Raw genomic sequence first — 13,820 nt, 5'->3', positions numbered from 1 at the left:
CGCAAGCGCAAAGACGAGATTTTCGAAGTCGCTATTCTGACGATCTCGAAATGATTGAAATGAGGAGAGGTTATGATGCTTACGAGACGCGAAGCTTTGCTGGGTTCTGTTCTTACCGCCGCCGCTGTTGCCGCCATCGGCTCGGCGCCGGCGATGGCGGCCGTGACGGATGTGGCCGAACTGCCGCGCGAAAAGGTCACGCTTGTCGCGCCGCCTTTCGTGCACGCTCACGACCAGGTGGCCAAGGGCGGCCCCAAGATCGTCGAGTTCACCATGAAGATCGAAGAGAAGCCGATGGTCATCGACGCCGACGGCACTCAGCTCAACGCCATGACCTACAACGGCTCCATTCCGGGCCCGCTCATGGTCGTGCATGAGGGCGACTATCTCGAGCTGACCTTGATCAACCCCGACACCAACACGCTCGCCCACAATATCGACTTCCATGCGGCGACCGGCGGGCTCGGCGGCGGTGCGCTGACGCTGATCAACCCAGGCGAGCAGGTGACGCTGCGCTTCAAGGCGACCCGGTCCGGCACGTTCGTCTACCATTGCGCGCCTGGCGGGGCGATGATCCCCTGGCACGTGGTGTCGGGGATGAGCGGGGCGGTGATGGTCCTGCCGCGCGATGGCCTGAGGGACGAAAAGGGCAAGCCCGTACGCTACGACCGCATTTACTATATCGGCGAGAACGACTTCTACATCCCGCGCGACGAGCAGGGAAAGTTCAAGAAGTACGACTCGGCCGGCGACAACTACGACGACACGGTGAAGGTGATGCGCGGCCTGGTTCCGACGCATGTCGTCTTCAACGGCAAGGCTGGATCGCTGACCGGCGAAAACGCCATGAAGGCCAAGGTCGGAGAGATGGTGCTCATCGTCCACTCGCAGGCCAATCGCGACACCCGTCCGCACCTGATCGGCGGCCATGGCGACTTCGTCTGGGAACACGGAAAATTCGGCAATCCCCCCGCCAAGGATCTCGAGACTTGGTTCATCCGGGGCGGATCGGCGGGCGCCGCGCTCTATGCGTTCCGGCAGCCGGGCGTCTACGCCTACGTCAATCACAATCTGATCGAGGCGGTCGAACTCGGCGCCACGGCGCACTTCACGGTGGACGGAAAATGGGACGACGATCTGATGATGCAGGTCGAGGCTCCCAAGGCGATTGCCTCGTAGAAAGCCGATCGGCCCACGACCCGCCGGCGATATCGGCGGGTCGCAGCCGCTAGCGGAGTTCGAGCATGTCCTTCGATCCTGTCTTCACATTGGGAACGATCGCGGCCGCCGCCCTCATCGGTCTCGGCGTCAGCAATGCGATCGACGGGGCGACGCCCTCGCGATCCCGGGTTCCAGCTGCCGTGGCAGAGCTGGTCGCCTTGGCCCCTGGATCACTCGAAAATCCGCAGCCTGGTGAGTTCCTCCGGGACAATCATCCCGTACCCGCACCCGTGGCGAAGGAAACCATCGACACGCCACTGGAAATCATGAAGTTCCAGGTGACGGCGTCAGACTATGACCGTTGCGTTTCGGACGGCGCCTGCAAACCTGCCGACTCGCGTCTCGTCGGCAACGTTCCGGCGACGGGCGTCAGCTTCCTCGACGCGCAGGCTTACGCGAATTGGCTGTCGGCAAAAACGGGCGAAACATGGCGGCTGCCCACCAATGTAGAGTGGGCCTATGCAGCTAGCGAGCGGTTTCGGGCTGACATCGAGGGGGGCGACGGCGACCCGGCGGATCCGGCGAGGCGGTGGCTCACCCAATATCGCACCGAGGCGGCGCTCGGCCGTAAAGCGGATCCTGAACCGCGTCCTCTCGGGGCATTCGGAATCAACTCAAAGGGCGTTGCGGATATTGCCGGCAATGTCTGGGAATGGACATCGACCTGCTACGCCCATGTGACGATGACCAGCGATGGCGTTGCCAGTTCGCTCACCAATTGCGGCGTGCACGTTGTGGAGGGTTTCCACCGCACCTACATGTCGAACTTCATCCGCGACGGCAAAAGCGGCGGCTGCGCGGTCGGAACTCCGCCGGACAATCTCGGATTTCGCCTGGTCCATGAACGCGGCGGCTTCCTGCAGGCCGCGCTTCGCCGATTGGGCTTCACCTGACCGCCCCACAAAAAGGAACTTAAATGATTTCGAAGCCGGCCCTGCTTGACAGAGTTCGCCCCGTCGCCGAACAGCCCCTGGCTCGCCCCGGCGTGGACCGAGCCTCGATCGGGGTGCTGGTGCGCGAGTTCTATTCCAGGGTTAGAAAGGATGAGCGGCTCGGGCCTATCTTCGCCCGGGAAATTGTCGGTGACTGGGAGCCCCATCTGGAGAAGATGACGGACTTCTGGTGTTCCGTCATCTTGAAGAGCGGCGACTACCATGGCCGGCCTGTGCCGGCCCATCTGAAGCTCAAGGACGTGACCGAAGCAGACTTCGGGATTTGGCTGGCTCTCTTCGGTGAGACGGCATCCCGCCTGTTCGCTCCCGAGATCGCGGCGGTGTTCGTCGAGCGGGCGGAAAGGATAGCGACGAGCCTCAAGCTCGCCATGTTCTTCCACCTCGGCCCTGCCGCCAGAGACATTTCGGGAAAAGTGTGAGCGGTCAGGTTCGCACCCCTCGCCATAGCCGTTCGTTCACAATTCTCTAAACAGTGGGATGGAGCGGTTTCGCAGTTTCCTTGCTCCAAGTGACCGGCAAGCAGGGAGCAATCCACCGAGCTGACATCCGGTTTGATTCCGCGCATGGACTGTGATGGACTGTAGCTGTTCGAGCCCTTGATTTCCGCGATGATCCTCAATCTTTTCGTCGGCACGATCGTCATCAGCCTGACGGTCCTGATCCACACTTTCGGCCTTATCGCGATCACTTACGTGATGTCCCGACTCGTTGCGTTGTTCCGGATGCACGGGCGGCGCAGCCGGGTCATCGCCATGATCACGGTCGTGATGGGGCTTTTCGCTGTCATGACGGCGGAAGTCTGGCTGTGGGCCGGGATCTACCGGCTGCTCGGAATCTTCAGCGATTTCGAGACGGCGCTTTACTTTTCGACCATCACCTTTTCGACGGTCGGATATGGCGATGTCGTGCCGGCTCATGGCTGGCGCGTGCTGGCAGCCCTGGAAGGCATCAACGGCTTTCTGCTGATCGGCTGGTCGACAGCCTATCTGATCGCGGCCGGGACCCGTGTCGGGCCGTTCAGGGTGGGCGAGCATTTCTGACCCGCCGCCTGAAGCCTATTCAAACCGCCACCGAATGCCTGCCGGTTCCATTGCTGAGGTATTTGTCGAATTTCGCCGCCACCGTGCGGACAAGCGGACGGCTTGCCGCCGGCACGACGAAGTTCTCGCCTTCCAGCCGAAGAAGCTGGTCCGCCCCGCTGATGGCCAGTCGGCTCGCTTCGCAAAGCAGCCTTTGGCCGACATTTCCAAAGCGGTCGACAAGCTCCACCGCCGAGAAGGCGAAGTTGCACATCAGGCGCTCGATGACCCAGCCGCGCGCCTCGTCTTCGACGCTGAATTCTATGCCGCGCGCTATCGCCAGCTCTCCCGAATCCACGGCTTTCTGGTATTCGCCCGTCGCGACGATGTTTTGTGCATGACCCTGGCGATACCGGCTGATCGACGAGGGGCCGAGACCGATCAGGGTTTCGCACTGGTCCTCGGTGTAGCCCTGGAAATTGCGGCGGATCTTGCCGGCGCGGGCGGCAACCGCCAGCGTGTCCCCGGGCTTCGCGAAATGGTCCAGCCCCAATGCTTCGTAGCCGGCATCGACAATCAGCTGCGCGGCAAGCTGCGACTGCGCAAGGCGCGCGACGGAATCGGGCAGCCAGGCTTCATCGATCATCGTCTGATGCTTCTTGAACCACGGCACATGCGCGTAGCCGAACAGCGCAAGCCTGTCCGGCGCCAAGGTCAGCGCCTGGGCAACGGTCGCCGCGACGCTCTTGCCGGTCTGATGCGGCAGGCCGTAGAGCAGGTCGAGGTTGACGGACGTGACGCCCCGCGCCCGCACCGCATCGACAATGCTCTTGGTCAGCGCGAAACTCTGCTCGCGATTGATCGCCTTCTGCACCTTGGGATCGAAATCCTGGACACCCAGGCTCGCCCTTGTCATGCCGATCGCGGCAAACGCGTCCAGCCGACCCTCGTCCATGTCGTTGGGGTCGATCTCGACGCTGAGGCTGGCATCGTCGAGGAAGTCGAATTGATCCCGCAACGCCTTTCCGAGCATGAGGATGTCGTCGGGCTTCAGCATTGTCGGGGAGCCGCCGCCGAAATGAACGGCGCGGACCCTGCCGCGGCCGCTGACGAGGCCGCCGACCGTTTCGATCTCCTTGTGGAGCGAGCGAAGGAAAGCGGCCACGGGCGCATAGTGTCGTGTCTGCTTGGTATGGCAGGCGCAGAACCAGCATAAACGGTCGCAATAGGGAATATGGAGATACAGCGATATCTCGTCATCGCCTTCGAGCGCGTCCATCCACCCGCGAACCGTGACCGCGTCAACGCCAGGATGAAAATGCGGCGCCGTGGGATAGCTCGTGTAACGCGGCACGTTGTCGCCAGGACTCACGGTCGGAGCTGGGCGCGGCGGATCGATGGAGGCGGCGGGCGGGGTCATGACGGTCAAACTGCCCGAACGACGCCGGCAAAACCTTGATCTCGATCAAGGCGACTCAGTTCAAAACCCGGGCAGATTGCCGCTCCTATTTGACCACGGGCGTCGCAATGGCCGCCAGACAGGATGTTCAACAAGCCGACGTCCCCGCAATTTGCAAATCCTGCGAAGCGCGGCAGGATGGATTATGCGGCGCCTTCAACGCCCGCCAACTCGCCGAGCTGGCCAAGGCTTCGTCCAGGCACGAGGTTCCGGCAGGGACGGAACTGCCCGACGACGGAACCTACTCCAACCTGCTGTCCGGCGTGGTCAAGCTCACGAGAAATCTCTCGGATGGTCGTCAGCAGATTGTCGGCTTCCATTTCGCGCCCGATTTCCTGGGCAGGCCGTTCGAGGCAAAGAAGCCGATCAGGGCAGAAGCCTTGACGAATGTGGCGCTCTGCTCGTTTCCACGGGCAATCATCGACCGGATGGCAAACGAGATGCCGGAGCTTGCGCGTCTGCTGCTGAAGCATACGCTGAACGAGCTCGACGAAGCACGCGACTGGATGGCGGCGCTGGGGCGCAAGACCGCGTCCGAGAAGGTCGCAAGTTTCCTCCTCATGGTCGCCAGAAACACCGATCCCGCGCACCATCCGGCAAGCCCGATAAGCTTCGACCTGCCGCTGACACGCACCGATATCGCCGATTTTCTTGGGCTGACCATCGAGACGGTCAGCCGGGAATTGTCCAGGTTGCGGTCCGACGGCACGATCCGGATCGTCAACAAGCGGCAGATCAGCCTCGCAAGCATGGCTCAGATCGAGGAACGCTGCGGCGACTGAGCGGCGACGATCCTCCTGCGAGCCTTCGCTTGCTTGATCTCACCACCGTCGCAAGGTTCGGCCTTGCAGGTCGTTTCGCCGGCGTCCTTGCCTGAAGCGGACCAGTTTCCAGCGCCCGGCGCGGACGCTCTCCAAAGAAAAGCAGTGCGCGTTTGACCTGGATCAAGGCCGGGGGGCCGGGAAATCTCGAAAAGGTGCCTCGGGCGGGTATTTCCGCCGGAACTTTCGAGACGAGATCGGGGACTTGCGATGAAATTTGGCACGGAGATCGTCCTTCTAAGCCTGTTCGCCTTTGGCGCCCTCGTAGCCGCCGGCTTCGGGGTGGATGAACCTTTTCGCCAGCACATGTGGGTTTTGTTCTTCGCCGTGGCTGGATTCACCGTGGTCCTGCTGCGCACTACGGATTTCAAGCCCGCGGCGCCGATCGACCCATCCGCCTACATGGATGGTCCGATCCGCTACGGCGCCATTGCGACGGTGTTCTGGGGCGTCGTCGGCATGCTGGTCGGCTTGATCATCGCGCTGGAGCTTGCATACCCTCAGCTTAACATCGGGCCCTGGTTCAATTTCGGGCGGCTGCGGCCCCTCCATACCTCCGGTGTGATCTTCGCCTTTGGCGGCAACGCCCTTCTGTGCACATCCATGTATGTCGTGCAGCGCACGTCCCGCGCGAGGCTGTTCGGCGGCAATCTCGCCTGGTTCGTCTTCTGGGGCTACCAGCTGTTCATCGTCATGGCCGCGACCGGCTATCTGCTGGGCATCACCGAAGGCCGCGAATATGCCGAGCCGGAATGGTATGTCGACCTCTGGCTGACGATCGTCTGGGTCGCGTATCTGATCCTTTTCCTCGGCACCATTCTGAAGCGCAAGGAACCGCATATCTACGTCGCCAACTGGTTCTACCTGTCCTTCATCGTCACCATCGCGATGCTGCATGTCGTCAACAACCTGTCGATGCCGGTCTCGTTCCTCGGCTCGAAGAGCTACTCGGCATTCTCGGGTGTTCAGGACGCGCTGACGCAGTGGTGGTACGGCCATAATGCGGTCGGGTTCTTCCTGACGGCGGGCTTCCTCGGCATGATGTACTACTTCGTGCCCAAGCAGGTGAACCGCCCCGTCTATTCCTACCGGCTTTCGATCATCCACTTCTGGGCGCTGATCTTCCTCTATATCTGGGCCGGACCGCATCACCTCCATTACACCGCCCTGCCCGACTGGGCGCAGACGCTCGGCATGGTGTTCTCGATCATGCTGTGGATGCCCTCCTGGGGCGGCATGATCAACGGCCTCATGACCCTCTCCGGCGCATGGGACAAGATCCGCACCGACCCGATCGTCCGCATGATGGTGGCGGCCATCGCCTTCTACGGCATGTCGACCTTCGAGGGGCCGATGATGTCGATCAAGACGGTCAACTCGCTGTCGCACTATACGGACTGGACAATCGGCCACGTCCATTCGGGCGCGCTCGGCTGGGTCGGCCTGATCAGCTTCGGCGCGATCTACTACATGGTGCCCAAGCTCTGGAATCGCGAGCGGCTCTATTCGATGCGCCTCGTCACCTGGCACTTCTGGCTGGCGACGCTCGGCATCGTTGTCTACGCGGCGGTGATGTGGGTCTCGGGCATCATGCAGGGGCTCATGTGGCGCGAATACGACGAGCAGGGTTTCCTCGTCTATTCCTTCGCCGAGACGGTCGCCACGATGCATCCCTACTATGTCATGCGCGCCGCGGGCGGCGCCATGTACCTGGCCGGCATGCTGATCATGGCCTGGAACATCACCATGACCATCCGTGGCTACCAGCGCAAAGAACAGCCTTTGCCGGGTTCCGCCCCCGCCCTCCAGCCTGCCGAATAAGGAGCCAGACATGGGCCTGATAGACAAACACGCGCTGATCGAGAAGAACGCGACGCTTCTTCTCGTCGGATCCCTGCTGGTCGTGACCGTTGGCGGTATCGTCGAGATCGCGCCGCTCTTCTATCTCGACAACACGATCGAGAAGGTCGAGGGCATGCGCCCCTACACCCCGCTGGAGCTTGCCGGACGCAACATCTATGTGCGCGAGGGATGCTATCTCTGCCACAGCCAGATGATCCGGCCGTTCCGCGACGAGGTGGAACGCTACGGCCATTACAGCCTGGCGGCAGAGTCGATGTACGACCACCCCTTCCAGTGGGGCTCCAAGCGAACCGGCCCCGACCTTGCGCGCGTCGGCGATCGCTACTCCAACAGCTGGCAAGTTCAGCATCTTGCCGACCCGCGTTCCGTGGTGCCGGAATCGGTCATGCCGAACTACGCCTTCTTGAAAGACACGCCGATCGAGGTGAAGGATTTCTCGACGCATCTGGTTGCGAACAGGCGCGTCGGGGTGCCCTACTCCGACGACATGGTCGCCAACGCCAACGCCGACCTCACGGCGCAGGCCGATCCCAATGCCGACACGACCGGCCTGGAGAAACGCTACCCCAAGGCCAAGATCGGCGACTTCGACGGCAACCCGCAACAGGTCACCGAGATGGATGCTCTCGTAGCCTATCTCCAGATGCTCGGCACCCTGGTCGATTTCAAGAACTACGACGAAGCAGCCGGCTACCGCTGAGGAGGGCAACCGATGGAATACAACTTGATGCGGGAGTTCGCCGACAGTTGGGGCCTTCTTGCCATGGCTTTGTTCTTTGTCGGCTGCATTGTCTTCGCGCTGCGTCCGGGTGGCAGAAAGCATGCCGACGACGCCGCTAAAATTCCTCTCCAGGACGATTGATCATGAGCAACGAGCATATCGACGAAATCTCGGGCATCACGACGACCGGCCATGAATGGGACGGTATCAAGGAGCTCAACAATCCTCTGCCGCGCTGGTGGGTGATCACCTTCTACATCACCGTGGCCTGGGCGCTCGCTTACACGATTGCCTATCCCGCCTGGCCGATGCTGAGTTCCGCCACCAGGGGCGTCCTGGGCTTCTCCAGCCGCAACGACGTCAAGAACGAGATGGCCGCGGCTGACGCCGCCAAGGCCAAATACGTCACGGCGATACAGTCGAAGACCGTTTCGGAAATCGCCGCTGACGACACGTTGCGCGAGTTCGCCGTCGCCGCCGGCGGCGCGGCATTCAAGGTGAATTGCGTGCAGTGCCACGGCTCAGGCGCGCAAGGATCGACAGGGTTTCCGAACCTCAACGATGACGATTGGCTCTGGGGCGGCAAGGCGGAGGAGATCCAGCAGACGATCACGCACGGCATCCGCTTCGCGGCGGACCCCGACACCCGTCAGTCGGAGATGACCCCTTTTGCTGACGTGCTCAAGCCGGAACAGATCGCCCAGGTCAGCGCCTATGTGGCGAGCCTTTCTGGACCGGTGCAGGACAAGAGCCTGATCGAGCCCGGCGCCAAGGTTTTCGCGGACAATTGCGCCGCCTGCCATGGCGAGAACGCGAAGGGCAACCGCGACCTCGGAGCACCTAATCTGACGGATGCCATCTGGCTCCACGGCTCCGGCGAGGCCGCGATTGCTGCCCAGGTGCGAGCCCCGAAGAACGGGGTGATGCCTGCCTGGGTCGGCCGTCTCGGCGAGACGACGGTCAAGGAGCTGGCTGTCTATGTCCATTCGCTTGGCGGCGGAGAATAGGAGCGGGGCCTATTCTCGGCCCTCAGCCGTTCAAGCGACGAGGCCCGGCCATGCCGGGCCTCGATTTGCTTTTTGATGGCTCAATTTGACCTGCATCAACGCGACGCGCCCGCGCGATTGCGAGATTGCCGGAAACAAGGCGGCATCATTTCGCCGTGATTGGAGATCGTCGTGCTGGATCAGTCGCAGGTAGAACGGCTCGAGGCCGAAGCGGTCAACTCCGCGAAGACGCGACAGCCGCTCTACGCCGCGCGCAAGAAAATCTTTCCGAAGCGCGCCTCCGGTCGTTTCCGCCAGTTCAAATGGCTGGTGATGGCGATCACGCTCGGCATCTATTACCTGACCCCCTGGCTGCGCTGGGATCGGGGGCCTTTCGCTCCGAACCAGGCCGTTCTCATCGACCTGGCGAACCGCCGTTTCTACTTCTTCTTCATCGAGATCTGGCCGCAGGAATTCTACTACGTCGCCGGCCTTCTGATGATGGCGGGCGTTGGTCTTTTCCTGATCACATCGACGGTCGGGCGGGCCTGGTGCGGCTATACCTGCCCGCAGACCGTCTGGGTCGACCTGTTCCTTGTCGTCGAACGCGCAATTGAAGGCGATCGCAATGCCCGCATGAAGCTGGACGCCGCTGCCTGGAGCGCCCGCAAGCTCTTCCTGCGCGTCTCCAAGCACGCCATCTGGCTCGTCATCGCAGTGGCCACGGGCGGCGCCTGGATCTTCTACTTCGCCGATGCGCCGAAGCTGCTTGGCGAAGTCGTCACCGGCACGGCGGCGCCCATCGCCTATGCCACGATCGCGGTGCTCACCGGCACCACTTATGTGCTCGGCGGGCTGATGCGCGAGCAGGTCTGCACCTATATGTGCCCGTGGCCGCGCATCCAGGCCGCCATGCTCGACGAAAACTCGCTGACGGTGACGTATAACGACTGGCGCGGCGAGCCGCGCTCGCGCCACGCCAAGAAGGCTTCGGCCGCGGGGCAATCGGTCGGCGACTGCGTCGACTGCAACGCCTGTGTCGCCGTCTGCCCCATGGGAATCGACATCCGCGACGGCCAGCAGCTGGAATGCATCACCTGCGCCCTTTGCATCGACGCCTGCGACAGCGTCATGGACAAGCTCGGCCGGGAACGCGGGCTGATCTCCTATGCGACGCTGGCGGACTACAACGCCAACATGGCGTTGGCCACCTCCGGGGGCACCGGCCCGGTCAATCCGGCGCTGGTGAGGACGCCGAGCGGCAGCTTCGCCGACGGCTTGGCACATTTCCATCTGGGCAAGATCTTCCGGTTGCGCACCTACATCTATCTCGGCGTGTGGTCGGCGATCGGCCTGGTGCTCGTCTATTCGCTGCTGACGCGCGAACGGCTGGAGCTCAACGTCCTGCATGACCGCAATCCGCAGTTCGTGACGCTCTCGGACGGCTCGATCCGCAACGGCTATACGGTCAAGCTGCTCAACATGATACCCGAGCCGAGGACCGTCGAGATCACGCTGCACGGCCTCGACGGCGGTGAGATGAGCATCGTCGGCGTCGACCAGTCCGCGAGCCGCTCCTTCTCCATCCCGGTCGAACCCGACCGGCTGAAGACGCTGAAGGTCTTCGTCCGGCAACCGGCCGATCAGATCAGGAAGCCGGCACAGAGTTTCGAATTCCACATCGGCGATACGGCAAGTTCCGAAACCGCCGAATACACTGCAACTTTCAATGCCCCGGAGAACAGCAGATGAGCGCCGAAATGCCGAAGCCGCGCGAGTTCACCGGCAAGCATATGTTGGTCTCCATCCTGGCGTTCTTCGCGGTGGTGATCGGGGTCAATGTCACCATGGCCACGCTTGCCCAGAAGAGCTGGACCGGCCTTGTCGTCGAGAACACCTATGTCGCAAGCCAGCAGTTCAACGAAGAAGCGAAGAAAGGCAGAGCGCAGGCGGCGCTGGGCTGGACAGGCAAGCTGACCGTCGCTTCCGGCGAGGTCCGTTACAGCCTTGTCGACAGCCAGGGCAAACCGGTGCCGCTGCGCGGCGTCAAGGTGCTGTTCCGCCACCCGGCCTACGAGGCCGAGGACGAAGCCCTGACACTTGCCGCGGTGGCCGAGGGCACTCCCGGGAAGGCGGACGCATTTGCTATCCGGCACACGCCCAGGAACGGCGTCTGGATCGTGGAGATCGATGCGGATGCCGGGCTGGCGTCGCCGTTCCGCGATGTCCGCCGTGTCATGATCTCGAATGGAGCCCTGCAATGAGCTGCTGCGCGCCTGGGGCTGAAATGGCGTTGGAGGTCGCCGGCGCGACATCTGCATCGCCGTCGAGCGAGGAGATCAAGCTGGCCAGCCGCTCCCTGGGCGGCGACATCCACCAGACCGACCTGTCGGTGCCGACGGTTCACTGCGGAGCTTGCATCCAGGCGATCGAGGCGGCGCTCGGCTCGGTCGAGAATGTCGCGTCCGCTCGCGTCAACCTGTCGACGAAGCGTGTGTCCGTCCGCTGGCGCGGCGACATCGTCCCGCCATTCTTCGCCGTGCTCGGCCGGCTCGGCTATCAGGCGCACCTGTTCGACCCGGAAATTCACGAGAAGGACAGGACGCTCTCGGAGCTGATCCGCGCTGTCGCCGTGGCGGGCTTCGCAGCCGGCAATATCATGCTGCTCTCGGTATCGGTCTGGTCCGGCGCGGAAGGCCCGACACGCGATCTGTTCCATTGGCTGTCCGCGCTGATCGCCATCCCGGCGCTCGCCTTCGCCGGCGGGATCTACTTCCGCTCGGCTGCGAACGCGCTGCGCCATGGCCGCATGAACATGGACGTGCCGATCGCGGTGGGCGTTTCGCTCGCCTATGCGATGAGCCTCTACGAGACCATCAATCACGGCGAGCACGCCTATTTCGACGCCTCGGTGTCGCTGCTCTTCTTCCTGCTGATCGGGCGCACGCTGGATCACGTGATGCGCGAGCGGGCGCGAACCGCGGTCAATGGCCTGTCGCGGCTTGCCGCGCGAGGGGCAGTGGTCTTGCGGGACGACGGAATACGCGAATACGTGCCCGTCGCCGAACTCGCTCCGGGAATGCGCCTGCTCATTGCGGCCGGGGAGCGGATCCCGGTCGACGGCGATATCGTCAGCGGGAATTCCGACCTCGATTGCTCGATCGTCTCCGGCGAGAGCGCGCCGAAAGCCGTGAGCGCCGGCAGGCACGTCCAGGCCGGCACGCTGAACCTGACAGGTCCGCTGACGATGCAGGCAACTGCCGCGGCGAAGGATTCCTTCCTGGCGGAAATGGTCCGGCTGATGGAAGCCGCCGAGGGTGGCCGCTCGCGCTACAGGCGGATCGCCGACCGGGTATCGGCACTCTACGCGCCCGTGGTCCATCTGGCGGCCTTTGTCACCTTCCTCGGCTGGATGATTGCGTCCGGCGATTGGCACCGCGCGATGACCATCGCCATCGCCGTGCTCATCATCACCTGCCCGTGCGCGCTCGGCCTCGCGGTTCCGATCGTCCAGGTGGTGGCGGCCCGGCGCCTGTTCGAGGCCGGCGTCATGGTCAAGGACGGTTCGGCGATGGAGCGTCTCGCGGCGATCGACGCGGCTGTGTTCGACAAGACCGGGACGCTCACTCTGGGGCTGCCCAGGCTCGTCAACGCGGCGTCGATCGATCCGGCCATGCTGGCGATCGCGGCAGACCTGGCGGCGCATTCCCGGCACCCGTTCTCGAAGGCGCTGGCGGCCTATGGCAGCGTTCGCGGTCGAACCCAATTCGACAGCGTGCAGGAGGAGCCGGGCTTCGGCATCGAAGCGTCCGCGGGCGGCGATATCTGGCGCCTTGGCCGGCGCGGCTGGGCCGGATGGAAGGCCCGCACCGGCGGTGAAGGGCGATATGGCGGGTTTGGCGGCACGGTCCTCGCGAAGAATGGCAGGATCGTTGCATGCTTCGCCTTCGAGGATGCCACGCGCGCCGATGCGAAGGCGGCGGTGGGACGGTTGAAGGAGGCCGGCATCTCGGTCGAGATGCTTTCCGGCGACACCGCGAGAGCCTGCGGCGAGGCGGCGGGCGCCTTGGGCATCGAGAATTTCGTGTCGGCCCTGCTGCCCGCGGGCAAGGTCGAGAGGATCGAGGCGTTGGCCCGCGCCGGTCACAAGGTGCTGATGGTGGGCGACGGCCTCAACGACACGCCGGCGCTCGGCGCCGCGCATGTCTCGATGGCTCCGGCGACCGCGGCCGACATCGGCCGCCAGGCCGCGGATTTCGTCTTCCTGCGCGAGAGCCTGCTGGCGGTGCCGCTCGCCCTGGATGTTTCGCGCAAGGCCGGCCGGCTCATCCGCCAGAACATCGCAATCGCGATCGTCTACAACGCGTTCGCTGTGCCGATCGCCATCCTCGGACATGTGACGCCGCTGATCGCGGCGATCGCGATGAGCGCTTCCTCGCTGATCGTGATCGCAAATGCGATGCGGCTTCAGACGACGGCGAAAGCGGCCCCTGAAGCCGCTCCCGCCAGGCGCCGCAGCGACGTCATCGAAGCGGCCCACCCATGACCACGCTCGTCTATCTCATTCCCGTGGCCCTGTTCCTCGGCGCGCTCGGTCTGTCCGGCTTCCTGTGGGCTTTGCGCAGCGGCCAGTACGAGGATCTCGACGGAGCCGCCGAGCGGATACTGATCGAACCCGATGCGCGAGACAAGGAAGCCCCGCGATCAAACTGACGCAGATCAAGGCAGCGTTGCTCTCGACCTCCGAGAGTAAGGCTGACGAAAGCGGGAGACTTCG

General features: G+C 63.4%; 14 protein-coding genes. 13 read left to right on the top strand and 1 reads right to left on the bottom strand.

Annotation, left to right across the window (positions count from 1 at the left end; translation table 11 throughout):
• Positions 1-75: 75 nt before the first annotated feature.
• The 4 genes from nirK to E5X34_RS02175 all read left to right on the top strand — a co-directional run bounded on the left by nirK (position 76) and on the right by E5X34_RS02175 (position 3,214).
• The gene (gene nirK / locus E5X34_RS02190; RefSeq protein ID WP_292560417.1) at positions 76-1,179 is read left to right on the top strand and encodes a copper-containing nitrite reductase; all 1,104 of its coding nucleotides are present in this window, start codon (positions 76-78) and stop codon (positions 1,177-1,179) included.
• Between the two features lie 65 nt (positions 1,180-1,244).
• Positions 1,245-2,114, top strand: coding sequence for an SUMF1/EgtB/PvdO family nonheme iron enzyme (locus tag E5X34_RS02185; protein WP_292560415.1), 870 nt, complete (start codon positions 1,245-1,247; stop codon positions 2,112-2,114).
• Positions 2,115-2,137: 23 nt separating this feature from the next.
• Complete coding sequence (locus tag E5X34_RS02180; RefSeq protein ID WP_292560413.1) at positions 2,138-2,593, top strand: group III truncated hemoglobin; 456 nt, start codon at positions 2,138-2,140, stop codon at positions 2,591-2,593.
• A 189-nt stretch (positions 2,594-2,782) separates the two neighbouring features.
• The gene (locus tag E5X34_RS02175) at positions 2,783-3,214 is read left to right on the top strand and encodes an ion channel (RefSeq protein ID WP_126079227.1); all 432 of its coding nucleotides are present in this window, start codon (positions 2,783-2,785) and stop codon (positions 3,212-3,214) included.
• 19 nt (positions 3,215-3,233) lie between these two features.
• On the opposite strand, the gene hemN is transcribed toward E5X34_RS02175, so the two are convergent.
• Positions 3,234-4,613, bottom strand: coding sequence for an oxygen-independent coproporphyrinogen III oxidase (hemN, locus tag E5X34_RS02170; RefSeq protein ID WP_292560411.1), 1,380 nt, complete (start codon positions 4,611-4,613; stop codon positions 3,234-3,236).
• A gap of 107 nt (positions 4,614-4,720) precedes the next feature.
• On the opposite strand from hemN, the gene E5X34_RS02165 reads away from it, so the two are divergent.
• From E5X34_RS02165 to ccoS, 9 genes are all read left to right on the top strand, one after another.
• Complete coding sequence (locus E5X34_RS02165; RefSeq protein WP_292560769.1) at positions 4,721-5,434, top strand: Crp/Fnr family transcriptional regulator; 714 nt, start codon at positions 4,721-4,723, stop codon at positions 5,432-5,434.
• Positions 5,435-5,683: 249 nt separating this feature from the next.
• The gene (gene ccoN, locus E5X34_RS02160) at positions 5,684-7,294 is read left to right on the top strand and encodes a cytochrome-c oxidase, cbb3-type subunit I (protein ID WP_292560409.1); all 1,611 of its coding nucleotides are present in this window, start codon (positions 5,684-5,686) and stop codon (positions 7,292-7,294) included.
• A 10-nt stretch (positions 7,295-7,304) separates the two neighbouring features.
• Entirely contained in the window at positions 7,305-8,036 is a 732-nt protein-coding gene (gene ccoO / locus E5X34_RS02155) for a cytochrome-c oxidase, cbb3-type subunit II (protein ID WP_126079230.1), read from the top strand.
• Positions 8,037-8,048: 12 nt separating this feature from the next.
• On the top strand, positions 8,049-8,198 hold the full coding sequence (locus E5X34_RS02150; protein ID WP_042647191.1) for a CcoQ/FixQ family Cbb3-type cytochrome c oxidase assembly chaperone: 150 nt from the start codon (positions 8,049-8,051) through the stop codon (positions 8,196-8,198).
• Between the two features lie 2 nt (positions 8,199-8,200).
• Positions 8,201-9,064, top strand: coding sequence for a cytochrome-c oxidase, cbb3-type subunit III (ccoP, locus tag E5X34_RS02145; RefSeq protein ID WP_127875959.1), 864 nt, complete (start codon positions 8,201-8,203; stop codon positions 9,062-9,064).
• A gap of 171 nt (positions 9,065-9,235) precedes the next feature.
• Positions 9,236-10,795, top strand: coding sequence for a cytochrome c oxidase accessory protein CcoG (ccoG, locus tag E5X34_RS02140; protein WP_292560407.1), 1,560 nt, complete (start codon positions 9,236-9,238; stop codon positions 10,793-10,795).
• Complete coding sequence (locus E5X34_RS02135) at positions 10,792-11,307, top strand: FixH family protein (protein WP_292560405.1); 516 nt, start codon at positions 10,792-10,794, stop codon at positions 11,305-11,307. The genes ccoG and E5X34_RS02135 overlap by 4 nt, the downstream gene beginning before the upstream one ends.
• Positions 11,304-13,589, top strand: a complete 2,286-nt coding sequence (locus E5X34_RS02130) for a cation-translocating P-type ATPase (RefSeq protein ID WP_292560403.1) — start codon at positions 11,304-11,306, stop codon at positions 13,587-13,589. The genes E5X34_RS02135 and E5X34_RS02130 overlap by 4 nt, the downstream gene beginning before the upstream one ends.
• On the top strand, positions 13,586-13,756 hold the full coding sequence (gene ccoS, locus E5X34_RS02125; RefSeq protein WP_292073281.1) for a cbb3-type cytochrome oxidase assembly protein CcoS: 171 nt from the start codon (positions 13,586-13,588) through the stop codon (positions 13,754-13,756). The genes E5X34_RS02130 and ccoS overlap by 4 nt, the downstream gene beginning before the upstream one ends.
• The last annotated feature ends 64 nt before the right edge of the window (positions 13,757-13,820 follow it).

The sequence above is a fragment of the Mesorhizobium sp. genome (genome assembly GCF_004963255.1).
Classification (GTDB): domain Bacteria; phylum Pseudomonadota; class Alphaproteobacteria; order Rhizobiales; family Rhizobiaceae; genus Mesorhizobium.
The sequence above is the reverse complement of the archived record's forward strand: the minus strand, read 5'-3'. Positions and strand labels throughout refer to the sequence as shown.

Bases quoted from the DNA above. Each gene is read 5' to 3' on its own strand.
- hemN (WP_292560411.1), bottom strand. From the start codon at position 4,613: ATGACCCCGCCCGCCGCCTCCATCGATCCGCCGCGCCCAGCTCCGACC.
- ccoP (WP_127875959.1), top strand. From the start codon at position 8,201: ATGAGCAACGAGCATATCGACGAAATCTCGGGCATCACGACGACCGGC.
- E5X34_RS02175 (WP_126079227.1), top strand. From the start codon at position 2,783: ATGATCCTCAATCTTTTCGTCGGCACGATCGTCATCAGCCTGACGGTC.
- E5X34_RS02135 (WP_292560405.1), top strand. From the start codon at position 10,792: ATGAGCGCCGAAATGCCGAAGCCGCGCGAGTTCACCGGCAAGCATATG.
- ccoO (WP_126079230.1), top strand. From the start codon at position 7,305: ATGGGCCTGATAGACAAACACGCGCTGATCGAGAAGAACGCGACGCTT.
- E5X34_RS02185 (WP_292560415.1), top strand. From the start codon at position 1,245: ATGTCCTTCGATCCTGTCTTCACATTGGGAACGATCGCGGCCGCCGCC.
- ccoS (WP_292073281.1), top strand. From the start codon at position 13,586: ATGACCACGCTCGTCTATCTCATTCCCGTGGCCCTGTTCCTCGGCGCG.
- E5X34_RS02150 (WP_042647191.1), top strand. From the start codon at position 8,049: ATGGAATACAACTTGATGCGGGAGTTCGCCGACAGTTGGGGCCTTCTT.
- E5X34_RS02180 (WP_292560413.1), top strand. From the start codon at position 2,138: ATGATTTCGAAGCCGGCCCTGCTTGACAGAGTTCGCCCCGTCGCCGAA.
- E5X34_RS02130 (WP_292560403.1), top strand. From the start codon at position 11,304: ATGAGCTGCTGCGCGCCTGGGGCTGAAATGGCGTTGGAGGTCGCCGGC.
- E5X34_RS02165 (WP_292560769.1), top strand. From the start codon at position 4,721: ATGGCCGCCAGACAGGATGTTCAACAAGCCGACGTCCCCGCAATTTGC.
- ccoN (WP_292560409.1), top strand. From the start codon at position 5,684: ATGAAATTTGGCACGGAGATCGTCCTTCTAAGCCTGTTCGCCTTTGGC.
- nirK (WP_292560417.1), top strand. From the start codon at position 76: ATGCTTACGAGACGCGAAGCTTTGCTGGGTTCTGTTCTTACCGCCGCC.